This is a genomic window from Staphylococcus sp. 191, assembly GCF_011174885.1.
GTDB classification, from domain to species: Bacteria; Bacillota; Bacilli; order Staphylococcales; family Staphylococcaceae; genus Staphylococcus; species Staphylococcus coagulans.
In genome coordinates this window covers 1-24,409 of record NZ_PNRJ01000004.1, presented here as the reverse complement: position 1 = coordinate 24,409, position 24,409 = coordinate 1, and the positions used below count along the sequence as shown (strand labels likewise).

Below are 24,409 nucleotides of genomic sequence, written 5' to 3'. Positions count from 1 at the left end.
AGCAATATGAATAAAAACACTTTAATCATTGGCTTTATGTTATTTGCCATCTTTTTTGGCGCAGGAAATCTTATATTTCCACCAAACTTAGGCCTCGATAGCGGCCAATATTTTTGGCCATCTATTCTTGCTTTTGTACTAACAGGAATTGGTTTGCCATTACTCGGCGTTGTCGTTGGTGCATTAGATAAACAAGGTTATATCGGATCAATTAATAAAATACATCCTGCATTTTCAGTCGTATTTTTAGTTTCTATCTATTTAACAATAGGGCCTTTATTTGCAATACCTCGAACAGCTTCAACATCTTTTGAGATGACAGTAACACCAGTTATCCATTCGAGTAATCCTTTGTGGCTATTCATCTTTTCAGTTATATATTTTCTAATTGTTTTATATTTATGTTTGAATCCAGGTAAAATCGTTGACCGTATTGGTGCCATTTTAACACCTTTACTTTTAGTGACAATTATCGCAATGATTGTTAAAGGTTTTATCGATTTTGGAGGCAAACCGCAAAGTAGTGCAAATCCTGAAACTTACACTTCTGCTTTAGGTGGTTTTTCAAAAGGATTTACAGAAGGGTATTTAACAATGGATGCAATTGCAGCGATTGCATTTTCAATGATAGTGGTGAATGCAGTTAAAGCAACAGGTCTTAAACATGCAAATGCTATTTTCAAACAAACAGCAATGGCAGGTATCATTGCAGCAATTGCCTTAGCCGTTATTTATATCTCACTTGGCTTTATCGGTAATCACATGATTATCCCTGAAGATACAATGAAACGATTAGTAGATAACGATCAAAATATTGGGGCTTATTTATTAATTACAATGGCAGATGCGGGTTATGGTGCATTTGGTAAATATTTACTAGGTATTATCGTTGCACTCGCATGTTTAACAACAGCTTGTGGATTGGTTGTCTCTGTCAGTGAGTATTTCAATAGCATTTTACCTAAAATCTCTTATAAAGCATATGTTTACATTTTTACTTTAATTAGTTTTGTATTATCAAACTTAGGTTTAAATGCTGTAATCAAAATGTCTATACCGGTTTTACTCATTTTATACCCAATCGCGATTACGACAGTATTGTTAATTTTAATCGCACGTTTTATTCCAACACGACGAATTACGCAACAAATCACTGTGGCTGTTGTCACAATTGAATCTGCTTTAAGTGTTATGAATACAAACGGATGGTTAAAATTAAGCTTTATTAATCAACTTCCTTTACATCAACATTCACTTGAATGGTTCCCAATTGCTGTAGTTGCACTAATCATCAGCTATGTCATTGGTGCATTTGTAAAAAGGTCTAATATTATCGTTTACGAAAAAGAATAATCGCGAGTCATAATGAAACCACCGCATTCCTATTATGGATGCGGTGGTTTATTAAATGTTTTCATGCTGATTATTGCTGGTTTCTTTGAACTTTAGCTGTCGTCAGTCTTTCTTTTAAGTCACTTTCTAATAGCTTCAAGTCCGCTTCAGCTTGTTGTCTTTTTTGTCTACCTTCTTCTTGAATTTGCAGTGTTTCTTCAATCGTTTGAATAATGTTATCTTGAGTTGTCTTTAACGTTTCAATATCAACAATGCCACGCTCATTTTCTTGCGCAGCAATATTAGCGTTTTGACGCAACATTTCAGAGTTACGTAAAAGCATTTCGTTAGTTGTATCTGTTACTTGCTTTTGTGCAATAGCGGCTTTATGTTGACGTTGTAAAGTAAGCGCGATCGCCATCTGATTTTTCCATAAAGGAATACTTGTTAAAATTGAACTTTGAATTTTTTCAGCGAGCGCACGACTCACATTCTGAATCATTCGAATTTGTGGCGCCGATTGTAAAGAAATCTGTCTTGATAATTTCAAGTCATAAATTCGCTTATCTAAGCGATCTAAAAATTGTTCCATATCTGCAACTTCTTGAACTTTCATTTGATCAGATGTGCCTTTAGCTTCTTCACGCATTTGAGGCAATAGCTCTTGCTCAATCTCTTTCTTTTTCTGTTCACCAGCTTGAATGTATAAGTTTAAAATATCAAAATAATCTTTATTTTGTTGATACAAGCCATCTAACATTTGGATATCTTTTACTAATAGTGATTTGTTTTTATCGAGTTCTATCGAAATACGATCTACTTGAGCACTTACCGATTGCATTCGTGAAAATAGTTGTTGCATTGAATTTTTTGAACGCTTAAAAATTTTCTTTAAAAATGAATCGTCTTTTTGAGATAACGACTCAGGGTCGACTTCTTTAAGTTTTTTCATCAATTGCTCTAGTGTATCACCTATAGGGCCTACATCTTTAGATTGTATTTCATTCAACATTTGATGCGAAAAAGTTGAAAGCTGTGTTTGCGCATTAGCTCCAAATTTCAATAAACTTTCATGATTTAAAGGCTCAATTTGTGCAGATAAACTATTAATCTTTTGACGATCTTGTTCTGATAAATGTTTATCTAACTCTGATGATGTTTCTAAAGCTTGTACCTGACTTTGAGACGTCATTTCTTGGTCAAAAGATTTGAAATAATCATCTAAAGGATGAGCTGTCATTTCTTTAGAAAGGTCATTTTGTGTCATCAATCATTCTCCATTTCTTTCATATTTCTTTTCTGATATAGCTGATTAAGTTTTATTTCAGTGTCTAGTTGATTATAATCTTGTTCATTAATTTGTTTTAGATCAGCGATCAGCGTTCGTTTGACTTCTTCTAATGTAATACGCGTTTGTTGTAATTTTTGTTGTTCTTCTGCCGATTTTAAAGGCATTTTCGCAAGACGCGTGTAACTTTCAACAAGATTAAGCGCATTATCAATATGTGAATAATAAAAACTCTCTATTTTATAAAATTTAAAAGGCCGTTGCTTAACGAGCGCGTTAATCGTACGACTCAAGCGAAAGATGTCATTAATCAACTTGAAATCTTGTACAGACCGCACACTTATAAATGTTTTTAAAATTCTTTTGATTTTACTTTGCGCTTGGTGAATTTGATGCACGATATAACGATAGTCTTTGCGCGACAAATTCATTTCTTGTAAATATGCACGTGACGTGAGTCTTTGTGTTGGAACATAACCTACAACAAATCCTGTAAAGCCTATCAACGTGTCTAAAATAAAATTCAAATCTAAGGCAAAAATACTTGTCAGCAGTGCGATAATAGAAACCGGAATACCGACAAAAACACCCCAAATACGAGAAAATATATACTTCATATTCATCTTCCTTTAAGATATCACTTTAAAATCTCTAAAATCTTTTTCTATTTCTAGTTCGTCAACAGAATAGTGTGTAACCCTTGAAGCAGGGGAGGCACCCTTTGATACAGCCTTAGTAAAGCTTTCAAGTTGTGTTTCATTCCCTTGAGCATGAACTTCTACATAATCATCTTTATTTTTTACATTGCCAACGATTTCATATTGCATCGCAAGTCGTTCAGTAAAATATCTAAACCCTACACCTTGCACCCGACCATATACACGGATTAAATAGTGCTTCATTTAACATCACCTCTTACATTTAATTATAAGGATTTTCAGCCTAAAACTCTAATAATAAAGCTACATCACATGCCTAAGCTTTAAGTGCTTTAACTTGATTTTTAAATTTAAAAATATTATTTTTGATGAAAGGCATTTCTTGTATTTAGGGGGATAATTTCATGTGGGAAGTTGCTAAGATTCGTGCAGACTACGAAGGTTGGTGGTTATTCGATGACTGGCCAGAACACATCGTAGATACACAGAAGTTTGATTCGTATGACGCATTTATACAAGCATACCAACAGTTGATACAACAAGCGAAAGGCTATTATGACAATTACATCGTTGGCAAGCATAATATTTACGCATTTTATAATAATTGTGACATGAACTATTGCGAAGACTGTGAGGAAGATCTTCAAATCTTTTATAGCTATATTACATTAAAAAACGAAAAAATTTATTTAAATTTACCAATAATAGACTAATCGATAAATTTTAAATTCTATATTGCAAATCATGCACAATTGCCTTATAATAAGGTATAAGCAATAGCATTATTCCATATTGCAAAAAATATTTTTTTAGATTATATAAATTAAAAATTAGTATTTTTTGTAATATGCGAATAGCGCATATTGAATTTTAGTCTTGGAGGTTTCACACATTATGAAACAAGGTACAGTTAAATGGTTTAACGCTGAAAAAGGATTTGGTTTTATCGAAGTTGAAGGAGAAAATGACGTATTCGTACACTTCTCAGCTATTAACCAAGAAGGTTACAAATCATTAGATGAAGGTCAATCAGTTGAATTTGAAGTAGTTGAAGGCGATCGCGGTCCTCAAGCTGCAAACGTTGTAAAACTATAATAAATAGATGCAATATTGACTTAGAAAAACAGTGAAGCATACTTCACTGTTTTTTTGTATGCTCAGCGATTCATACAGCAACAGCATGAGACTAGGTCACAATCACAAATCCAATAGCGCTAAGTTGACCTTTAATAGAAAATCATCTTAGCGCTTCCTTTTTATAATAAAACTTCATGTAATATGGCTTCGTTTACCGAGGGAACAGCCTCAGCTTGTAGTCTTAGGCTAGTCCCGTCTCTCATGTGAAGGTTATTAAAAATATGATGTCCCAACTTCGCTAATTAACAAATCAACGTTATGGATACTATTTAACATCATTAATAATCAGTTGTCTTAAAGATTGGCGTTTAATGACTTCTCTCGCTTTTCCATCTTTCACAAAAAATACAGAAGGCTTTTGAATTTGGTTATAATTCGACGTCATACTATAATGATAAGCGCCTGTTGTTAAAACCGCTAAATAATCGCCACGTTTGACACTAGAAGGTAAGTTAGCCTCATGAATGAGAATATCACCGGATTCACAAAGTTTACCTGCTAATGTTACCGTCTCATCTGCTTCTTCTTGACGATTCACTAATAACACTTGATACTGTGCATCATATAAAGCTGTACGAATATGATCACTCATCCCCCCATCAATGGATACATATTTATTCACATTTGGAATCTCTTTAATCGATCCTACCTCATATAAAGTGACACCTGCTTCTGCCACAATTGAACGACCCGGTTCAATACTTAAAGTTGGAATAGGGTAGTCAAGTTGATGACATGTTGCTTTAATGGCTTGAACAATTTCAGTAATGCCTTCCTCGATGTTGAAAGGACGATCACTTTCAACATACTTCACGCTAAAACCGCCCCCTAAATTAAGCAATTCAACCGAAATATCATTTTCTTTTAACCAATGTAATACCATTTTCGCTGTTTCTATCATGCCCGTTGTTTCTTCAATTTGAGAACCAATATGAAAATGGATACCTTTAAAGTGAAGTTGTTGAGAAGCTTGTATTTTTTTGATAGCTTGTAAAGCAAGGTCATGTTTTAATGATAATCCAAATTTACTTTTTTCTTGACCCGTTTGTATAAATTCATGTGTGTGGGCTTCAACCCCAGGATTCACTCTAACTAAAACCTCGACTGTATCAGTAGCATAGCGCTCAATCAAATCAATTTCATCTAACGCATCAACAACAAAATAACCAATACCACTTTCAATAGCATAGCGAATCTCTTGTTTTGTTTTATTGTTACCATGAAAATGAATACGCTTCGGATCAAAACCCGCTTCTAAAGCTGTGTAGAGTTCTCCTTCAGACACCACATCTAAATCAAAATCTTCTGACTGTGCCAATTTGACCATTTGAATACAAGTGAACGCTTTTGAGGCATATGATAATACATAACCAATATCATTCTGTTGAAATGCGCTGTGATAGCGTCTCATTTGATTTCTTATTTGCGCCTCATCATATACGATAGTAGGGGTCCCAAAGCTTTGGGCCAAAGTTTTTAAACTTGTTCCTGCCAAAGTGAGTTCTCCACTTTTATTATAACTTACTGTCATTTATCTATACTCCTTTATCAGTGAATCCAAATTTAATGCGCTTAACTGCTCCGAATTCGCACCTACACCTTTAAATGTATAGTCATCGATGCGTAAATCTTCGTTATACAAAATGACTTTGTCTTTGGCTTGTACGTGTTCATCAACTTCAACAAACATATGACTCATCATTAAGGCACGAATAGGGTAAATACGTTGATTTATCATAACTTCATGTTGCGCACGTGTACGTAATATTCCATCTCCATAACCAATATCAACTACGGCTAAACGTGTATTATTTTCCTCCGCGGTATAAGCAAAGCTATAACCACAGTGATCTCCTTGTTGAACCTGTCTCACTTGGATGACGTTTGCGCTTACTGTCAATGCTTGCGGAAATGCCTCCCGAGAAAGTGAAGCATATGGGCGAGATCCATATAAAGCAATGCCAATACGTGCATGTGTATGATGTTCAAAAACATGGCCTTCTCTAAAATAACTGGCGCTATTTTGTGCGTGTATCAAGTCAAACGACATATCCATTTTATTGACTAGAACATCTACAACATTGAACCAAGCATCTCTTTCCTGTTGGTACATCGTAACGTCAAATTCATCTGCATAGCCAAAATGAGTCCAAAGCCCAGTTATTGTCATTTTAGGGCTATGCGTTTGACGATGATCTTCAATAACTTGTATCATTTCATCAATCGTTTTAAAACCAGAACGATGTAATAAGTTTTCGTATTCTAAATGCACTTTAACATCAAACAATGCTTCTTTATATTGTTCATAAAACGCCAAAGAGGGCAATGTCATATGAATATCATATGTACGTAATAACTCAAACTCATCCGTTGCATTCATTAAAAAAATCGTCGCATCAGCATCTATTTTGCGAATCGCAATAGCTTCGTGTAATGACGTTGTGCTAAACGTATCAATCCCCATTTCTTTGAATGTATTGATAGCAAAATCTAATCCGTAATTATATGCATTATTTTTAACAACAGCCATAATCGATTGATTGTCTTTGACTCGTTTTACATTTTCTTTAAAACGCGCTTCATTGATTTGCCAAACTGCAGTCATGCTTCCACCTCGTTATAATTAAATAACAACCTCTCATAATAATCTGCAATGCGAATTAATACATGTTCATCAAAATTTAATTGTGTCGTGTGAAGACCACTTACAAAGTGTTTTTCATCATTTCTAGTCCCCACAAACACAAAGTAAGCAGGGGCAATTTGACGATAAAAACTAAAATCTTCACCAAACAAGTAAGGACGTTCATTCTCAATAACCGTCATTTGATGATAATTGAGACTTTCAACCACATATTTTTTTAATGCTGGATCGTTCACAGTAGGGGGATATCCTTCAGCAAACTTCACTTCGCAAGAGACATCAAATAGTGTATGGGCACTTTGCACAATTTTTTGCATTTGCTTTTGTATTGCGCTCAGATCATCCATATCATAAGTCCGAATTGTACCTTCTAAATAGCCTTTACTCGGTACCGTATTAATCGCTTCACCGGCATGGAAATGCCCGATGTGTACAATATTGCGTTGTAATCCGTTAAGGTGGTATTGTTGGATTTGTGAAACTTGCGTTAAGATATGCTGTAAAGCTTCACCGGCGGATTTTCCTTGTTCTTTATTAGCGACATGACTAGATTCGCCCTCAATAAAAAATCGATATTCTGTCGCACTTGCTGTAATCTCATGATCTCTTATAACAACCGCACCTTCTTCAACAAAAGGCATGACATGTACACCATAAATCGCATCGATCTGAAACTTATCTAAAGCATGAGACTTGATTAATAAATTCGCACCGCCCCCTGATTCTTCAGCAGGTTGAAAAATAAACACAACATGATGGGGTAATTTACCTTCATCAAATAACTTTTTACATCTTTTTACGAATAACATTAAAGCGGTTGTATGCCCATCATGCCCGCAAGCATGCATTTTATTATCCGTCTCACTTCGATAGGCGACATCGTTCTCTTCGTGTATTGGAAGGGCATCGATATCAGCACGATAAGCAATCGTATGTGCACTATTGCCTTCTAAATAGGCGATGATACCCGTTTCTAAAGGCTTTTCGTAGGGGACCTCTAAGTCTATCAAAAATTGTTCTAAATAACGTGTTGTCTCAAACTCTTCTAAACTCAATTCAGGATGTTGATGTAAGTATCGACGATGTTGTGTGACAAATTCTATTTCGCTCATAAAAAACTCCTTCCTTTGTGCTATGTATAAAAAGAGGGCCGAGTTGTTTGCTCCGCCCACTCATAGATTACTCGTCTAATTTACGTAATGCTGCGACAATCTCACGTTTTGAATCTTCAACTTCATGTGCTTGTTTAATGACTTTTGCTGGCGTACCAGCAACTACTGCGCCTGCAGGAACATCTTGTGTGACAATAGCTCCAGCTGCGACAATGGCGCCTTCACCTACACGTACACCTTCTAGAATCACAGCATTAGCACCGATCAAAACGTTATCTTCAATGATAACAGGGGAGGCGCTTGGGGGTTCAATTACACCCGCTAATACAGCACCTGCACCGACATGAACATTTTTACCTGTCGTTGCTCGTCCACCTAATGTTGCATTCATATCAATCATTGTACCTTCACCAACGACTGCACCAATATTAATTGTTGCACCCATCATTACGACCGCACCGTCACCAATGACTGCATGCTCTCTAATAAAAGCACCTGGCTCAATACGGGCATTCGTATTTGTTAAGTCTTTGAGTGGTATGGCTGAGTTACGACGGTCCATTTCAATTTCTAAGTCTTCAATTCTCATTTGGTTTTCTTCATAGAACGTTGCCCAGTCAGCAGCCTCACAAAAAATCACTTTTGAATTTTCAGAGCCGAAAACTTTAAATTGTTCTGGAAATGCGATGTCACTTAACTCACCATTAATATAGACCTTTAACGGCGTAGATTTTTTTGCATCACTAATATATTGAATAATCTCTTCTGCTGTAAAATTTTTAACCATATTGTAAAAACGCTCCTTTATAAGTTATCAAATGTATAATACCCGGGTTGTTGATGAACTAACTTTTCTGCTGCACCCAATGCGCCATTCGCAAAAATATCTTTTGACTGAGCTCGATGTGTCAATGTAATTGTTTCATCGACGCCCGCAAACAATACATCATGTTCACCCACAATCGTGCCACCCCGTACTGTATGGATACCAATTTCATTATTAGTTCTTTTCGCATCTTTTTGACTACGATCATAAACAGGGGAAACATCAGATCTTAGCGATGCAATGACATCATACAATTTTTCTAACGTTCCACTTGGTGCATCTACTTTTTGATTATGATGCGCTTCCGTTAATTCAATATCATAGTCATTTAATAAAGGCACTGCTGCTTCTAATATTTTTGTCAAAGCATGTACACCATAGCTCATATTTGCACTGAAAAATACAGGCATTGTATTGCTGAGTGTTTTTAATTTCTGAGTAATACGTTCTTTTTCTCCTGTTGTCGCAATCACAAGGGGTAATTTAAAATGATCCTCAAGTAATGGCAATAACAAATTAGGATGAGAAAAGTCTATAGCAACATCAGCTTCTGTGACATCACTTATTTTTTCATATAATGGGTACGGTATATTCTCTTTTTTTCGATTGACAACGACACCCACAATTTCATGTCCATTTTCTTCAGCTAATCTTGCGACACGTTGGTTCATTGTCCCATAACCAATAAGTAAAATTTTCATTATTGAACACCTGCTTTAAATTGTTCGTATGCTTCTTTCAATGATTGTTGCTCTTGTTCATTTAATGTAACTAGAGGTAATCTCACTTCATATTGCCCAAATCCTTCTAAAGCACAAAGGTACTTGATCGGAATAGGGTTGATGTCAATGCTCATCGCGTCCAAAAGGGCACGAATCGGTTGGAATAGAGATTCACGCTGTGGCACCTCTGTGTAAACTTGTTGGAACTGCTTCGGAATCACATTTGCTACAACCGAAATCACACCGTGACCGCCTTGTTGATAATACGATAGAATATTGTCATCATTGCCACTATACAATGCAAATGAATCTGTATCAACCCGAGCTTGAATCTCTGCTAAGTAATCAAAGTCATTTGTAGCATCTTTTAATGCAACAATATATGGATTCTGACTTAGACGTTCAATCGTTTCAGGTTCAATTGTAGCGTTCGTACGTGAAGGAACATTATAAAGGACAACTGGCAAAGCTGTTGCATTTGCAATGGCTTCAAAATGAGCAATCAAACCACGTTGACTCGTTTTTAAATAATACGGCGTGATTAACATAATTGCATCAGCACCAAGCTCTTTTGCACGTAAAGAAGCTGCTATTGATTTTTTCGTATTATTTGTACCCGTTCCAACGATAATAGGTACACGTTTATCATTAACCTCAATAACTGTTTGAAGTATTTGGTCTTTTTCTTCCTCAGTTAATGTTGGATTTTCGGCTGTTGTCCCATTAACGACAATCGATTGAATACCATTATCGATAAGAAAATTGACATGATTACGAATTGCATTATAATCAACTTCATCGTTTGTAAAAGGGGTAATTAAAGCAACACCTGTTCCTTCAAAAATATGTCCCATTATAATTCTCCTTTCAATTTTAGTACTTGTTCTAATATTTGAACCGCATTCAGTGCCGCACCTTTTAATAAATTATCTGAAGTTACCCATAAGTGAAATGTATTATCTAAAGAATCATCTTTTCGAATTCGACCAACAAACACTTCATCACGTCCTGTGGAATGAATGGCTAAAGGGTACACATTATTTTCTGGATCATCGACCAAAACAACACGCGGATCTTTTTCAAGTACATCTTGAATTTCTTTCACCGTTGTAGGTTGGTCTAAAGTGACGTTGATGTGAACACTGTGACTATCTTGAACTGGCACACGAACACAAGTCGCTGTTACATTTAATTCTGGCTCAGTTAAAATTTTTCTTGTTTCATCAATCATTTTTTGCTCTTCTTTTGTGTACCCATCTTCAAGAAACACATCAATATGTGGTAGTACATTATTATAAATTGGATGTGGGTAAGCTTCAGGCGATAAACCTTTGGCCCCATTTTCTAAATCTTGTTTACCTTTCATACCTGAACCTGAAACAGCTTGATATGTTGTATAAGCAACTCGTTTTAAACCAAACTGTTCTTGCAACGGTTTCAAAGGAACTACCGATTGGATTGTAGAACAGTTCGGATTAGCAATAATACCTCTCTTGAACGTTGGGGCATTCACTTCAGGAACAATCAAATCAACATCTTCTGTCATACGCCATTGACTTGAATTATCGATGACTGTAGCACCGTTAGATTCAAAAAGTGGGGCAAATTGAGCACTTGTTCCGCCCCCTGCGCTCATAAGCACATAATCAAAGCGATCTTCAGTGGCTTGCTCCGTTAATTCCTGAACAGTATATGTTTGTCCTTGAAAATCTACTTTTTGACCTGCAGAACGTCGTGACGAAAAAAGTACGAGTTCATCAAAAGGAATACTTTTTCGGTCAATTGTTTCTAAAATTTTTGTACCTACTAATCCTGTTGCGCCTACAACTGCTAATTTTGTCATCTTATCTCACTCCAATTTTAAATTCAAAATCATTTTTCATTAAAGCCTGATTTAGCATTATCTTCACACAATTCAGATAATAATTGATGTTTTTAATCTTTACTTTACAACGCATCCACTGAATTGACAACTTAAATCAAATAATTAAGTCGAGACTATACAAAAATGGGGACACATATAAACAAAAAAGCAAGTTCGGCGTGCGAACTTGCTCAATCTATATACAAGTGATGCACTCCATTATTGTAATAATAATGACAGACTCTCAGCTCTTAACCAAAGAATCCAACAAACAAGTAACTGCAATACTGTTTGTTTCGGCATCTCACCCTTTTGATATATGTGCTTGCAGGCACGCTTAAAATATATCTACTTATGATTGATGCGCCTCATCAGTGATATTCAATTATTATGAACTTCATTATACATATAAACGTTTAATGTGTAAACCTTTATGTGAAAGCTTTTCATTATAAACACATTGAAAGGGAATTAGGCTTTTGATTTAAGTACACCTTTTTCTTGCAAGTATAACTCATAACTTATTTCCTTAGAAAGGCCACCTTCATGATCTAAATCAATCACACGATTGGCAATAGTATTGATAAACTCAAAGTCATGTGAAGTAAAGATCAATGAGCCTTTAAATGTTTTCAATCCTTCGTTTACTGAAGTAATACTTTCTAAATCTAGATGGTTAGTTGGCTCATCTAATAATAAGACGTTCGCACTTGATAGCATCATTTTGCTAAGCATACAGCGTACTTTTTCTCCACCAGATAAAACGTTCGCTTTTTTCTTCACTTCTTCACCGCTAAATAGCATACGACCTAAAAATCCGCGTAAAAAAGTCTCCGTTTGTTCATCCTCTGGGGCATATTGACGTAACCAATCGACTAAGTTCATTTCCACACCTTCAAAATATGCAGAGTTATCTTTAGGGAAGTAACTTTGAGAAGTTGTCACACCCCATTTAACTGTACCCTCATCTGGTTCCATTTCACCAGCAAGTATTTTTAACAATGTCGTTTTTGCGATTTCACTTTCACCAATTAACACAGCTTTATCACTAGGGTTCATTGTGAAAGAGATGCCATCTAATACTTTTTCGCCTTCAATCGTTTTAGAAACATTTTCAACAAATAGTAGGTCATTTCCGATTTCACGTTCTGGCGTGAATTTAACAAACGGATAACGACGAGATGAAGGTTGAATATCATCTAATTCTATTTTCTCTAATTGCTTCTTACGACTTGTTGCTTGTTTCGATTTCGACGCATTCGCAGAGAAGCGCGCAATAAAGTCTTGTAATTCTTTGATTTTTTCTTCTTTTTTCTTATTTTGTTCTTGTGCCATCTTCTGAGCCAATTGGCTAGATTGATACCAAAAATCATAATTCCCTACATATATTTTAATCTTACCAAAGTCGAGATCAGCGATGTGTGTACAAACATTATTTAAGAAATGTCTATCGTGGGAAACAACAATCACTGTATTTTCAAAATTAATTAAAAAGTCTTCTAACCAACTAATGGCTTGTATATCTAATCCGTTGGTCGGCTCATCGAGTAATAATACATCAGGTTGTCCAAATAAACTTTGCGCTAACAATACTTTAACTTTTTGATTGTTTTCAAGTTCAGACATTTTTTTATCATGTAACTCTGCCGCAATACCAAGTCCTGAAAGTAATGTTGCCGCATCCGCTTCAGCATTCCAACCGTTCATTTCAGCAAATTCGCCTTCAAGTTCAGCTGCGCGTATACCATCTTCATCACTGAAGTCAGGTTTCATATAGATTGCGTCTTTCTCTTGCATCACTTCGTATAAACGCTCATGCCCTTTAATGACGACATCTAATACACGTTCATCTTCATACGCAAAGTGATCTTGTTTTAATACTGCTAAACGTTCATCTTTGCCTAACGAAACATGACCCGTTTGAGAATCTAACTCTCCTGATAAAATTTTTAAAAACGTAGACTTTCCTGCACCGTTTGCACCGATAAGTCCATAACAATTTCCCGGTGTGAATTTGATATTCACATCTTCAAATAATTTACGATCACCGAAACGTAAACTCACATCTGTAACTTGTAACATGGATTTTCTCCTTTATTTCATTTTCATCTAATGGATGAATTATATCATGAGAAAGGGCTATAAATCTAATTTCTTTAAAAATTAATCGAATAGCACCGCATGACTTTTAAATGTAACTAACCCTTAATGCTTATACCACTATAAGATGCTATAATAGAAATAACTTAATTATAGAGGAGTACGTTATGTCATTTAAAGAAAATGAAATTATAGGGACGATTGAATTTTTAGAAGTAAAAGCCCTTGAAGGTTCTACATATCATTTGGAAGGGCCGAATCAAGAATTTGTGAAATTGAATGCGTCAGAAGTCAATACTGATGATGAATTAGAAATAGGGGAGTCATATAGCTTTTTCATTTATCCAAACCGATCTGGTGATTTATTTGCAACTCAAAATATGCCCGATATTACCGTGGGGCGTTATGACTTTGTTCGTGTACTGAGCACTGATCGTGATGGTGCACGCTTAGACGTGGGGTTACCAAGAGAAGTTTTAGTACCATGGGAAGATTTACCAAAGCTTAAATCGTTATGGCCTGTAAAAGGAGACTACATTTTATGTACATTGAGAATTGACCGTGAAAGACAAATGTTTGCACGACTTGCATCGGAAACAACTGTCCAACAAATGTACACACCTGTTCATGATGACGCACTTAAAAATAAAATGATTCAAGCACGCCCTTATCGTTTATTACGTGTAGGTACATTTCTTTTATCAGAAGAAGGCTACAAAATTTTTGTGCATGAGTCAGAACGTAAGGAAGAACCACGTCTAGGACAGCAGTTAGATGTGCGCATTATTGGCTACAATGATAAAGGCGAATTAAATGGTTCATTTTTACCTTTTGCGCATGAACGTTTGGATGAAGATGGCGAACGTATATTTAATCTACTTGTTGAATACGAAGGCGAATTACCATTCTGGGACAAATCTAGCCCAGAAGCTATAAAAGAAGTTTTTAACATGAGTAAAGGCGCTTTTAAACGCGCTATCGGTCATTTATATAAAAAGCGCATTATCAATATTGAAACTGGTAAAATCACATTAACGAAAAAAGGTTGGTCTCGCTTAGAAGATTAACTCACGTAAATTTTTTAACATAAAGTCATTTCAAATAAAGCCTTGTCGTCATAATATCACATGATGATAGGGCTTTTTTTCATATATTTATTTAATGTCAATGTATCCTTATTTATGTTTCGTCATATTAAATTTATATTGACATTTAAATTGAACAGCTTTATTATTATCATAAAGAACAAAAACGGACATTTTAAAACATTTCCATGGATCGTGACTATTGAATTAGGCGAAACCACAAATCAATTTTGTATCAGACGAATTGATTTGTGGTTTTTTTATTTGAGTTTTGGGAGGTTTATAAATGATTATTCAACAGGTTTTGAACAATAATTGTGCAATTGTCAAATCACACGAGCAAGAAGAACTGATTGTCACTGGCAAAGGTATCGCATTTAAAAAGAAAAAAGGGGACACCTTAGAACGTCAAAGGGTTGAGAAAATTTTTCGTCTAGAAAACGAAAATATGAAGCAGAATCTGACTTTTTTAATTAAAGATGTTCCGATTAAATACATCTTAACTAGCTTTGAAGTTGTTTCAACTGTACAAAAACATTTTAATCTGACGTTTCAAGACTATCTTTATGTAACATTAGCTGATCATTTATATGCAGCACAACATCGTATTGAAAATAACCTTTGGCAAGAAACCGTTATACCAGATATGCAGTCACATTATCCACTTGAAATAGAGGCCGCAGAACTAGGGTTAAAAATCATTAATCAAAACTTAGCGCCATCGTTTCCACAATCTGAAATCGTCAGTTTAGCATTACATTTTCTCAATGCCAAGTTGGATGTAAACACGGCTCAAATAGAAGATAATGCACGATTCATTCGTATCATTAACTTTGTAAATCAGTTTTTAAATGACCGCCAAATTGTTCGAACTCAACGTAACCATTATCACTACGACCGCTTTTTCACACACATGAGTTACTTTTATGAGTCTCAAAATGCAAATAAAGATGAAAATCAATTAAGTTCGATTGATGTTGCTATTTTTTCTGGATTAAAACAATCTCATCCAGTCTCGTATAAACTTGCAAACGAGCTGGCAGAAGCTTTAGAAAATCAATTTCAGCTCACCGTTCTAGAAACTGATAAATATCATTTTCAATTGCATTTAGAGCGACTCATTTAAGTCGATAAGGGAGGAAAATTTATGTCTAAGGAAGATAACATGATGATTGGATTTACCATTGTTGCTATAGCAGGTGATGCACGCGCAGAAATTATGCGTGCATTCGAGGCGGCCAAAAGTAAAAACTTTCAAGAGGCACAAGCACACATTGAAAATGCGAACCGATTTATTAATGAAGCACATGTGGAACAAACACAGCTCTTAGCAAAAGAGTCGCGTGGCGAAGTCGGAGAAATGAGTTTTGTCATGGTTCATGGACAAGATCATCTCATGACGACAATGGCTTTACGAGATATTGCAAAATACTTTATTGATGTCTATCAGCAATTAGAGCGTTTTGAAAGGTAGGTGGATATATATGAAATCCATTATCAAGTATATAGAACGTATGAAACCTTTTTTTGAAAAAGTTGCAGCTAACCCGTATTTAACTGCAATTCGTGACGGATTTGTCGCAGTTATGCCTGTTATTTTATTTTCTTCATTGTTTATTTTAGTTGCGTATGTGCCTAATATATGGGGATTTCACTGGCCAAAACATATTGAAGAAATCATTATGAAAGTTTACACATTTACAATGGGAATGATCGCCGTTTATATTTCAGGGACTGTCACCAAATCACTGACTGATAATAAAAATATCAAGTTACCTAAAACAAACCAAATCAATGTTATCTCCACATTTATCGCTGCCGAATCAGCACTATTAATTTTAGCGATGAATCCTGTAAAAGATGGTATTAATATTGATATGTTAGGTACCAAAGGATTGATTGCTTCTTTCTTAGTCGCATTTATCGTTCCTAACATTTATTACGTTTGTATAAAAAATAATATTACGATTAAGATGCCTCCCCAAGTTCCAGGGAATATTGCACAAGCGTTTAAGGATATGATTCCTTTCGCCTTATCGGTCTCTTTTTTCTGGATCATTGATATTTTAGTGAGACATTTAACAGAAGGAAATTTAGCTGAGCTTGTGACAATCTTACTTTCACCATTATTTACGGCTGCCAATGGTTACTTAGGCTTTGCCATTATTTTTGGGTTCATTGCTTTCTTTTGGTTTATTGGTGTACATGGCCCATCCGTTGTGGGTCCTGCTGTAGTTGCGATTATGTATAATAACCAAGCTGAAAATTTACGTCTTTTTAGAGAAGGGCAGCATGCAAGTTTTGCACTAACACAATCTACACAGGATTTCGTTGCACTGATGGGCGGTACTGGCGCGACCTACAATGTGCTAAACCATACATGTTAAAAATGCAAATCTATATTTTTTATTTTTAGCGTATTAGGCGTTTTATTCACTTTACTTTTAGGAATAAAATCGAAATCTATTTTTTTGATAGACTGTCGAACAAACTCTTCTTTATCCTCACGAGACACACTAGGGCTGTCCCAAATATGTCTAAACAAATTTTGAATAGCTTGTACTTGTTCTTTTGTAATGTGATCGTCCACATCTTTTTCGTTTTCCATTTCCTCGTATTCATCAATCAGTTTTTGCGTTTCAAACATCTTTTGCTTAAATTCTTCTTTCGTCATCAATCCATCGCCATATGCTTCTTGAAATCTAGACCGTTTACGCATTATTTTATTAATGTCTATTTTGACAACTTCATTTTTAGGTTCTACTTCGATGCCGTAATTATCACTCAATCTTATGTTGCTCATATACTCAATAAATTCACGTTCAATTTCAGAAAAAGTTATCGCAATATTACGTGCCGTTTTATCTGTGCGACAGTAATCACAACGATAGCCCTCACTATAATAAGTCTTGCTTTTATTTTTGAGTTTTGATTTGAAATAATGCAACTTATGACCACACTGTGGGCATTCAAGTACACCTCTAAAAACAGAAGTGTGTGTTTGCTTTTTATAATTAACACGTGATGATAGTCGTTCTGAAATTCTTTTATAATCGTGTTCTGTAATAATCGGCTCGTGTGTATTTTCTATAAACAAATCACCGTGCTTTGTATGTCCACGCATTACAGGATTGTTCACAAGTCTGATAACTGTTGTTTTACTCCAGTTTTTTATAGTTGGCGGATAGTTATTGGCGTTATTAAGTCGTCTAGCGATTTCTGTCGCTGTCACGCCCTCTAATAATTTTTTGACAATATATTCGATAACTTTTTTATGCTCATTTGGCACAAGTTTGCCATCTATATTATCGTAACAAAAAGGAGCTACCCTAATATAATTACCCTCACGCACTGCAGCATGACTACCGAATAAACTACGTTCACGTATTGTAGAGCGTTCCCATTCTGCCATAGCGCCCACAATCGTGATAAATAGTTTACCGATAGCAGAGGTAGTGTCAAAAACTTCTGTAGCACTTCTGAAAGATACACCATGCTCTTCAAAAGTCTCTAATAAAGACAGTAAATCTCTAACCGATCGTGTTAATCTATCTAATTTGTAAACTAACACTAAATCAAATTTATCTAAATTAGCTAGTAAGTTATTAAAAGCAGGGCGATTTATAGTACCACCTGATACACCTGCGTCCACAAAAACTTTATAATTTTTCCAGTTATTCACTTCACAAAATGATTTTAATTTACGCTCTTGCTCATGAATTGAATAACCCTCATTTGCCTGCTCTTGCGAACTAACACGGCAATATATGGCTACATTCATTGTAATCCTCCTCAAAAAAGTAAAAAATAATAAGGGTACGTGGGAGGTACCCTTAGATAAAGTGAAGTATAACCGGAACTAAAACACCTATAACAGTAACAATCGCACTGATAACAGATATAGTAACTGTTGTTTGATGTTTCATATCATCTTTTAACTCTCGTCTGTTTTCATCTACTTTATCTATAAGTCTGTCAAATTTGCTATCTAAATGTGTTTTGAAGTTTTCGAATTCATCTCTCTTAATAAAGTCGTTCATATTCCCACCTCCGGAATCATTTGTTCTTGACTCCATTGTATCATGTGCGTCTGGAATAGTTTTATTAAATTCATTTAAATGTTCCTTATATTCAATTATTTCTCCCATTTTATTCCTCCGACTCTGGAATCATTGGTATTTTAGCGCATAATAGTTCGTTATGTTGTGACCAAGTCATCCAGTGTGATAAGGTTTCTTCGTCTAATTCTTCAAAATCAAACTTGCCAGGTAAAGTGATTATCTTAATTAGAGGATAGTTTAAATACATATCATATTTTCTTTTGACTAGATCTAAATATACTTTTGTAAGCGAGATTTTAAAGGTTTTATAAGAATCTTTCATATCTTTATCATTCAGTTCTACTGACCATAAATTATTCAGTTTAAAACCTATTTGTCCAACTCTCTCGTAATATAATACAACCAGAGATATAGCGTTACTTTCATCATTTATATATATTCTATTCAATCCACTAATTGTAAACTCTATGCCCAGTTCAGAACCGTCTCTCAGCCTATTAAAATCTAGTAATGGATTATCTTCTTTATGGCCAGTTTGGCCAATATAAAATTTAAAGTGACTAAGACAAGGTCTAATTTCTCCATCACTATTCGTCGCTTTTATATGCTTTTCTTCCATACCTCAACCTCCAATACCTCCAATGTTTTCAATATCATCTTTAGTAACTATTTATTGTTATTTAGTTTTTGCTCTTTACACATCTTAATAAAGGATTTCAATTCACTTTCAGTCATTTGTTTGGCTAATTTTATAATTTGCTCTTCTTTCTTTGACATTTAAACTCCTCCTAATTTTTATAGTCAAGCGTCATGAGAGGCGATAAAATAATAAGGGTAGGCGTGCTACCCCGGAAAATTAAGCTAATAACAGTGGAGAAGAGAATAACAATAAAGCTAGTAAATTAACAATAATATAAACAAATGCGATTCGACTTCTTGCGCTTATGAAAAAGAATAGATTTAATACTGTATTAATAGAAATAATAATTGCACCTGGTATATACCATAAGAAATCAGCGTTAACAAACGCAAATGTAATAACGAGAATTATTAACGATAAAATCGTAGTTAGCGTCGAAATAATACTTGCTGACTTTGTCATAATTAATCACCTCCTTAAAACGTCTACAATAGTAGGCGTTATTTTAATTTTTACAATACAACCTCACACTTTCGTTTCTGTAGAAGTGGAGCTCGATAATAATTTCAAGAAATCCATTTCGCTTAAAATTTCAATATCTTGTCCTTCGCTTGATAATTTTTCTGCTTTTTTAATCTTACTCGATTTGATATAATTATGAGTTTTTTCTAGGTTTTCTAAATTACCGACAACAAGGTAGTTAGTTGACTTTTTCACAGAGGCGTCATAGAAAGAACCAATATCAGTTACGGTTTGGGCTATTTCGTTCCTTGTAAAACCTTTTAATGCGCCTGTAAAACAAATATGTTTACCATATAATATATGATTTTTATCATTTAACTCTTCATTGTATACTATCTCAATTTTCTTATTAGTTTTAGTCGATTTTTTTATAAATCCATTCTGACCAAATACACCGTACTTGAAATTTTGTTTTTCGATTAAATCTTTTAAATTAACACCTTGGTCTTTTAATATACTATATGCAATTTTTGCACACACTTTAGCGTCATAAAAAGCGTTGTGATATTCTTCGTTTTTGATACCAAAGTATTCAGCTAAATCTTGAAGTCTATATGAAGGCAAGTCATATAAATCTTTGCTTAATCTATATGTACAAAAATATGAATTTTTTGGTAAAGGAAGATTATATTTTTTAAAAGAGTCGCATAGAGCATACATATCAAAAGATGTGTTATGCGCCACCACAACATGGTTGCCCATGAATCTAATAATAGCATCGTACATTTGGTACATTTTAGGTGAATCTACGACATCTTCTTCAGATATTCCATGTATTGAAGTGTTTATAGAAGAAAAATAAGTTTCAGGGTTTATGTGGGTATAAAGACCATCACAAATTTTATTGTTTTCGAACTTTAATAAGGCTATAGAACAGATAGAACCACGTTCTTCATTAGCTGTTTCAATATCAATTGCTACAAAATCCATAATAGTACCCCTTTTTTATTTAAATATTTTTTGGCTTGCCACAACGCGACCCACTATTTTCACTTCATCATTTTTACCGTAAACTTGCGGATAGTGTTGTGGATTGTTTGATTCAGGTATTAATACGATTTGATCATTATTGTATCTAATGCGCTTTACAGTTGCGTTATATCCATTAATCATTACAACGCCAAGTTGACCATTTTCTACAACAGCGTCTTTTTCCACTACGACTATATCGCCGTCTTGAAAAATCTTATCCATACTATCTCCAGATACGCAAAGGCCGAATTCTTCTTTATTATGATTGAGATTTTTAGTAGCAAAGTATATGTAATCAATTAAATTTTCCTCTGTATAAATAGGCATTCCTGCTGATATTTTAGAGAGAACAGGAATTTTTTTGACTGGTAGGGTTTCTAAGACTTGTTTTTCTTTATCTTCTACTAAATCAGCTTTAGTAACATTAAAGTAATCAGCAAGTAATTCTATTTTATCGATACGTGGATATGTTTTCGCGTTTATCCAATCTGATAAAGTTGTATATTTCACTTTTAAATCATTTGATAATTTCTTTCTGTCGATATTATTTTCTTTCATAAGACGAGAAATATTTTTAGCCATTACTTGTTTATTACCTAGCATTTATTTTCAATCCCTTCATCTAATAACTTAAACTCATTATACGATTAATCCGTAAATAATACAAGTTTAAAATAAAAAATACGGTTTAAGTGTTGACATTACGTTTTAACCGTAATATACTTAAATCAGTTCTTACAGCAGGAGGTGACAAAATGGTTGAAACACATGTAAGAAAAGAGTCTTACACCTTAAAAATGTTGCGCGCTAAATATGATTTAACGCAAGCGCAGGCAGGAAAGAAAGTAGGTGTCTCTGCTGATGTATGGCACAATTGGGAAAAAGCGAAAACGTTTCCTAACATTCCACAACTCCAAAAAATAGAAAGAGAGTTTAACGTCACTTACAATGACATTATTTTTTTAACTAACAATAACGGTTAAACCGTAATTAAGGAGTGAGTGATTTGTTCGAAATAGAACATATGAATAAAACATTTGATTATTCATTAGTCGATAAAGAAACAGCAGAGTTTCTTAAGGAACGTGAATACACAATTAATGGTATAGCTGAAGATGCTCGAATCAAGATAGGAAAAGAATTAAAAAAAGCACAAGATAAACTAGCTAATCATCATGAAGGTGTTTTCGTTAAATGGTACGAAAGTGGTGGTTTAGACAGAAATCAAGTTTATTACTATATCAACTTGAATAAGTTTTCTACAAATCTAGAAAACACTCAAAAGGACAATTTCCTTAACGCACCCAAATCATTACAAAAAGAAGTGATGAAGAAAAATGCGCCAGACGACTTAAAACAAAAAGTCTTGGACGGAGATATCACAACGCGCAAAGAATATAAGCAACTTCAGAAAGAAAAAGAACAATTAGAGAAACAAAACGCCCAACTCCAATCACAAATACAACAGGCTCAACGTTCGGAAGAGATAGCGCTGAAACAATTGGAAGAGGCGGAGAATAGGGAGTCAGAGGTGATTGAGAGAGAAGTTGTTAAAGAGGTTGTGCCAGATGATGTTAAACGGCAGCTCGAACAATTCAAACAAAAGTTTGAGCGAGAAAGTAACAACGCTAACGAACTTAGAGACGAATTACAACGTTATAGAAACAGTTTTAGTGACCCTAACCAAGCGTATGAAGAAAAAGAATTGACTAGGTTAGAGCGTGAATCAAGTATCAATGCACACAAGATAGCGATTAGTATTCAAAACTTCATCAAAGAGAATTCTGTTGAAACATACAGACTCGATACAGTCATCAAAGCAAATCCAAAGTCAAAAGAGCGATTGCAAGAAAATGTAGCGCTATTAAAAGAGTTCACTAGTAACTTAGAAGCAATGTTAAACGGAAGAATCGTCGTAAATTAGGAGGAAAACAAAATGGCAAAACGCAAAGATGAATTAATCTTTTTACAAAATCATATTAGACAAACAAATGAGCAAGGGCAACAGTTAGAACAAATTATCGAAAGAATGTTAGACATGGAAGATCGTGTTGAAAACAGAGTGTCTTACGTTGAAGAAATGGTTGAAGAAATAAAAAAAGAAGTGCCTATCACTTATGAACAACAAAAAGAACTACAATCAATTGTTCAATCAAAAGCAAATGAGTTTACACGTGAGTATTACAAAAATGGTATTCCAGTAGAAAAGCGTTACCAGAGTGAATTGTTTAAGAAAAAGAAAGGTCAATTCATTCGTGCAATGTGGACACGTCTGAAAGAGTATTTCAACGTACCACGCTACACAGCAATTCAAAAAGTAGATTATGACCGCACAAAACAATTTTTAACTATGATTGCATTCAAAGATTTCAAGCAACATGAACTTGAAGATAAAGCGAGCTGGAACATTCCGGGATTAGTAGAAGAATAACCCACAATCGAACAACCAAATTAAGGAGGACGCTATGAAAAAAATATACAAAATAACGCTCCTCATCACAATGGCAGTTGTGACGTGGAAGGTCGTAAAGATTGAAGCAAATACTAGAAAAACGACAATTAATTTTACAAATAAAAATATGAAAACTAATCGCCGTTTTGGTTCTTCTCAACAAAAGCTCTAGCATGTTCAAACGCCATTAAATAAATAGCAAATGCATCTTCAATCATATCTTGTTCAGAATCATAATCCTTAGGTTCGAAAGTTTGAGCGCTCAAATATGCATTCGCAAACTGTTGAGGGTCGAAATAAATTTTACTCATTAATATCACCTCCTTTCATAAGGAGACAAGAAAAGTATAGCACAACAAAAATAAGAGGAGGAATTACCATGACACAAGAGCAAATCGATGAATTGACACAACGTATTGTTAATCTTGGTTTAAAAACTGAAGCTTTGAAAGACATCATTGAAAAGGAGGGGATTAAATGAAAACTATTACAGCATGGTTTATGGCACTATCGGTAGCATTTATCTTAGGTACAATCTTAGCATTCAGTGGCGTGTACTTTACCACAATTTTGTTCACTGTGACGGTGGCCGAAATCGTCACATACTACGGTACAACGTATGTGATTGAAGCATTAAAAAAGACTGAAACTTGCGCCAACAAGTAACAGTCGAGGATAGTAATTTTACGAAAGTTAACTATCCTCAATATACAACTTATTGGGAGGATTTTCAAATGTATTTTTCAAACGAAGAAGAACACACTGGAATTTTCGAGGTAGACGGATTCAAATTTAGAAAAGCAGTCACAAGAGAAGATGACAGAATCGTTGTTGAAGTCATGGATATGCAATGGCAAACAATAAAACTTGTTACTGTCTATGATTTATCAGAAGTCGAGTATATGGAAGAAGTTTTATCTGCAGCTATTTACGATTTTATCGAGTACCAAACAGATGAGCTAGACAAAGTTATGGCTCATTTTACAAAAGTAT

The 24,409-nt window shown here is 34.7% G+C and carries 30 protein-coding genes and 1 riboswitch; of the genes, 12 read left to right on the top strand and 18 right to left on the bottom strand.

Annotated elements, in window-relative coordinates; all coding sequences use genetic code 11:
- Window positions 1–6: 6 nt before the first annotated feature.
- A complete protein-coding gene (gene brnQ3, locus C1H58_RS04165; RefSeq protein ID WP_050330918.1) occupies window positions 7–1,353 on the top strand; it encodes a branched-chain amino acid-like transporter carrier protein BrnQ3 in 1,347 nt (448 codons plus the stop codon).
- Between the two features lie 70 nt (window positions 1,354–1,423).
- Here brnQ3 and C1H58_RS04160 read toward each other — a convergent pair whose 3' ends face one another.
- From C1H58_RS04160 to C1H58_RS04150, 3 genes are read right to left on the bottom strand one after another with little or no spacing between them, the layout of a single operon-like run.
- Window positions 1,424–2,599, bottom strand: coding sequence for a toxic anion resistance protein (locus C1H58_RS04160; RefSeq protein WP_050330919.1), 1,176 nt, complete (start codon window positions 2,597–2,599; stop codon window positions 1,424–1,426).
- Complete coding sequence (locus C1H58_RS04155; protein ID WP_165545434.1) at window positions 2,599–3,237, bottom strand: 5-bromo-4-chloroindolyl phosphate hydrolysis family protein; 639 nt, start codon at window positions 3,235–3,237, stop codon at window positions 2,599–2,601. The genes C1H58_RS04160 and C1H58_RS04155 overlap by 1 nt, the downstream gene beginning before the upstream one ends.
- 12 nt (window positions 3,238–3,249) lie before the next feature.
- Window positions 3,250–3,522: an acylphosphatase gene (locus tag C1H58_RS04150; RefSeq protein ID WP_050330921.1), complete on the bottom strand. Its 273-nt coding sequence runs from the start codon at window positions 3,520–3,522 to the stop codon at window positions 3,250–3,252.
- 161 nt (window positions 3,523–3,683) lie between these two features.
- On the opposite strand from C1H58_RS04150, the gene msaA reads away from it, so the two are divergent.
- Together msaA and cspA are read left to right on the top strand one after the other, a co-directional pair.
- Window positions 3,684–3,992 carry a regulatory protein MsaA gene (gene msaA / locus C1H58_RS04145; RefSeq protein ID WP_050330923.1) on the top strand — a complete coding sequence of 103 codons (309 nt, stop codon included), beginning with the start codon at window positions 3,684–3,686 and terminating at the stop codon, window positions 3,990–3,992.
- 181 nt (window positions 3,993–4,173) lie between these two features.
- Entirely contained in the window at window positions 4,174–4,374 is a 201-nt protein-coding gene (gene cspA / locus C1H58_RS04140; protein ID WP_014613945.1) for a cold shock protein CspA, read from the top strand.
- Window positions 4,375–4,681: 307 nt separating this feature from the next.
- Here the strand turns inward: cspA and lysA are convergent, their stop codons facing one another.
- The 8 genes from lysA to C1H58_RS04100 form a co-directional block, all read right to left on the bottom strand.
- Window positions 4,682–5,947, bottom strand: coding sequence for a diaminopimelate decarboxylase (lysA, locus tag C1H58_RS04135; RefSeq protein ID WP_165545433.1), 1,266 nt, complete (start codon window positions 5,945–5,947; stop codon window positions 4,682–4,684).
- On the bottom strand, window positions 5,948–7,021 hold the full coding sequence (gene alr / locus C1H58_RS04130) for an alanine racemase (RefSeq protein ID WP_050345637.1): 1,074 nt from the start codon (window positions 7,019–7,021) through the stop codon (window positions 5,948–5,950).
- Window positions 7,018–8,172 carry a M20 metallopeptidase family protein gene (locus C1H58_RS04125; RefSeq protein ID WP_165545432.1) on the bottom strand — a complete coding sequence of 385 codons (1,155 nt, stop codon included), beginning with the start codon at window positions 8,170–8,172 and terminating at the stop codon, window positions 7,018–7,020. The genes alr and C1H58_RS04125 overlap by 4 nt, the downstream gene beginning before the upstream one ends.
- 67 nt (window positions 8,173–8,239) lie before the next feature.
- On the bottom strand, window positions 8,240–8,959 hold the full coding sequence (dapD, locus tag C1H58_RS04120; protein ID WP_016425048.1) for a 2,3,4,5-tetrahydropyridine-2,6-dicarboxylate N-acetyltransferase: 720 nt from the start codon (window positions 8,957–8,959) through the stop codon (window positions 8,240–8,242).
- Between the two features lie 17 nt (window positions 8,960–8,976).
- Window positions 8,977–9,699, bottom strand: a complete 723-nt coding sequence (gene dapB / locus C1H58_RS04115; RefSeq protein WP_165545431.1) for a 4-hydroxy-tetrahydrodipicolinate reductase — start codon at window positions 9,697–9,699, stop codon at window positions 8,977–8,979.
- Window positions 9,699–10,574 (bottom strand): 4-hydroxy-tetrahydrodipicolinate synthase, encoded by an 876-nt coding sequence (dapA, locus tag C1H58_RS04110; protein ID WP_165545430.1) that lies wholly within the window; start codon window positions 10,572–10,574, stop codon window positions 9,699–9,701. The genes dapB and dapA overlap by 1 nt, the downstream gene beginning before the upstream one ends.
- On the bottom strand, window positions 10,574–11,563 hold the full coding sequence (locus C1H58_RS04105; protein WP_165545429.1) for an aspartate-semialdehyde dehydrogenase: 990 nt from the start codon (window positions 11,561–11,563) through the stop codon (window positions 10,574–10,576). Before C1H58_RS04105 ends, dapA begins: the two co-directional genes overlap by 1 nt.
- Window positions 11,564–11,785: 222 nt before the next feature.
- A riboswitch (Lysine riboswitch) is annotated at window positions 11,786–11,964 on the bottom strand.
- 91 nt (window positions 11,965–12,055) lie between these two features.
- The gene (locus tag C1H58_RS04100) at window positions 12,056–13,666 is read right to left on the bottom strand and encodes an ABC-F family ATP-binding cassette domain-containing protein (protein WP_050345643.1); all 1,611 of its coding nucleotides are present in this window, start codon (window positions 13,664–13,666) and stop codon (window positions 12,056–12,058) included.
- 185 nt (window positions 13,667–13,851) lie between these two features.
- Here C1H58_RS04100 and C1H58_RS04095 point away from each other — a divergent pair, with 185 nt between their 5' ends.
- The 4 genes from C1H58_RS04095 (at window position 13,852) to C1H58_RS04080 (ending at window position 17,156) form a co-directional block, all read left to right on the top strand.
- Window positions 13,852–14,751: a CvfB family protein gene (locus C1H58_RS04095; protein ID WP_165545428.1), complete on the top strand. Its 900-nt coding sequence runs from the start codon at window positions 13,852–13,854 to the stop codon at window positions 14,749–14,751.
- A 304-nt stretch (window positions 14,752–15,055) separates the two neighbouring features.
- Entirely contained in the window at window positions 15,056–15,895 is an 840-nt protein-coding gene (locus C1H58_RS04090; RefSeq protein WP_165545427.1) for a CAT RNA binding domain-containing protein, read from the top strand.
- Window positions 15,896–15,916: 21 nt separating this feature from the next.
- Window positions 15,917–16,243 (top strand): PTS sugar transporter subunit IIA, encoded by a 327-nt coding sequence (locus tag C1H58_RS04085; RefSeq protein ID WP_060829940.1) that lies wholly within the window; start codon window positions 15,917–15,919, stop codon window positions 16,241–16,243.
- Between the two features lie 10 nt (window positions 16,244–16,253).
- Complete coding sequence (locus tag C1H58_RS04080; RefSeq protein ID WP_241415213.1) at window positions 16,254–17,156, top strand: PTS transporter subunit EIIC; 903 nt, start codon at window positions 16,254–16,256, stop codon at window positions 17,154–17,156.
- Here the strand turns inward: C1H58_RS04080 and C1H58_RS04075 are convergent.
- The 6 genes from C1H58_RS04075 to C1H58_RS04050 all read right to left on the bottom strand — a co-directional run bounded on the left by C1H58_RS04075 (window position 17,153) and on the right by C1H58_RS04050 (window position 21,567).
- Window positions 17,153–18,550 carry a recombinase family protein gene (locus C1H58_RS04075; RefSeq protein WP_165545426.1) on the bottom strand — a complete coding sequence of 466 codons (1,398 nt, stop codon included), beginning with the start codon at window positions 18,548–18,550 and terminating at the stop codon, window positions 17,153–17,155. The two genes, C1H58_RS04080 and C1H58_RS04075, sit on opposite strands and share 4 nt — an antisense overlap.
- Before the next feature lie 52 nt (window positions 18,551–18,602).
- Complete coding sequence (locus C1H58_RS04070; protein ID WP_228480272.1) at window positions 18,603–18,917, bottom strand: hypothetical protein; 315 nt, start codon at window positions 18,915–18,917, stop codon at window positions 18,603–18,605.
- A 1-nt stretch (window position 18,918) separates the two neighbouring features.
- Window positions 18,919–19,449, bottom strand: coding sequence for a hypothetical protein (locus C1H58_RS04065; RefSeq protein WP_207554647.1), 531 nt, complete (start codon window positions 19,447–19,449; stop codon window positions 18,919–18,921).
- A 237-nt stretch (window positions 19,450–19,686) separates the two neighbouring features.
- A complete protein-coding gene (locus tag C1H58_RS04060; RefSeq protein ID WP_126496567.1) occupies window positions 19,687–19,932 on the bottom strand; it encodes a hypothetical protein in 246 nt (81 codons plus the stop codon).
- Window positions 19,933–19,995: 63 nt separating this feature from the next.
- Entirely contained in the window at window positions 19,996–20,922 is a 927-nt protein-coding gene (locus C1H58_RS04055) for an exonuclease domain-containing protein (protein ID WP_165545425.1), read from the bottom strand.
- Between the two features lie 15 nt (window positions 20,923–20,937).
- Window positions 20,938–21,567: a LexA family transcriptional regulator gene (locus C1H58_RS04050; RefSeq protein WP_165545424.1), complete on the bottom strand. Its 630-nt coding sequence runs from the start codon at window positions 21,565–21,567 to the stop codon at window positions 20,938–20,940.
- Window positions 21,568–21,719: 152 nt separating this feature from the next.
- Here C1H58_RS04050 and C1H58_RS04045 point away from each other — a divergent pair, with 152 nt between their 5' ends.
- From C1H58_RS04045 to C1H58_RS04035, 3 genes are read left to right on the top strand one after another with little or no spacing between them, the layout of a single operon-like run.
- Window positions 21,720–21,947 (top strand): helix-turn-helix transcriptional regulator, encoded by a 228-nt coding sequence (locus C1H58_RS04045; protein WP_165545423.1) that lies wholly within the window; start codon window positions 21,720–21,722, stop codon window positions 21,945–21,947.
- A 23-nt stretch (window positions 21,948–21,970) separates the two neighbouring features.
- A complete protein-coding gene (locus C1H58_RS04040; protein ID WP_165545422.1) occupies window positions 21,971–22,888 on the top strand; it encodes a hypothetical protein in 918 nt (305 codons plus the stop codon).
- Between the two features lie 12 nt (window positions 22,889–22,900).
- On the top strand, window positions 22,901–23,395 hold the full coding sequence (locus C1H58_RS04035) for an ORF6C domain-containing protein (protein ID WP_165545421.1): 495 nt from the start codon (window positions 22,901–22,903) through the stop codon (window positions 23,393–23,395).
- Between the two features lie 155 nt (window positions 23,396–23,550).
- Here C1H58_RS04035 and C1H58_RS04030 read toward each other — a convergent pair whose 3' ends face one another.
- A complete protein-coding gene (locus C1H58_RS04030; protein ID WP_165545420.1) occupies window positions 23,551–23,727 on the bottom strand; it encodes a hypothetical protein in 177 nt (58 codons plus the stop codon).
- A 166-nt stretch (window positions 23,728–23,893) separates the two neighbouring features.
- On the opposite strand from C1H58_RS04030, the gene C1H58_RS04025 reads away from it, so the two are divergent.
- Window positions 23,894–24,082, top strand: coding sequence for a hypothetical protein (locus tag C1H58_RS04025; protein ID WP_165545419.1), 189 nt, complete (start codon window positions 23,894–23,896; stop codon window positions 24,080–24,082).
- Window positions 24,083–24,150: 68 nt separating this feature from the next.
- The coding region (locus C1H58_RS04020) for a DUF1108 family protein (RefSeq protein WP_165545418.1) at window positions 24,151–24,409 on the top strand (259 nt) is incomplete at its 3' end.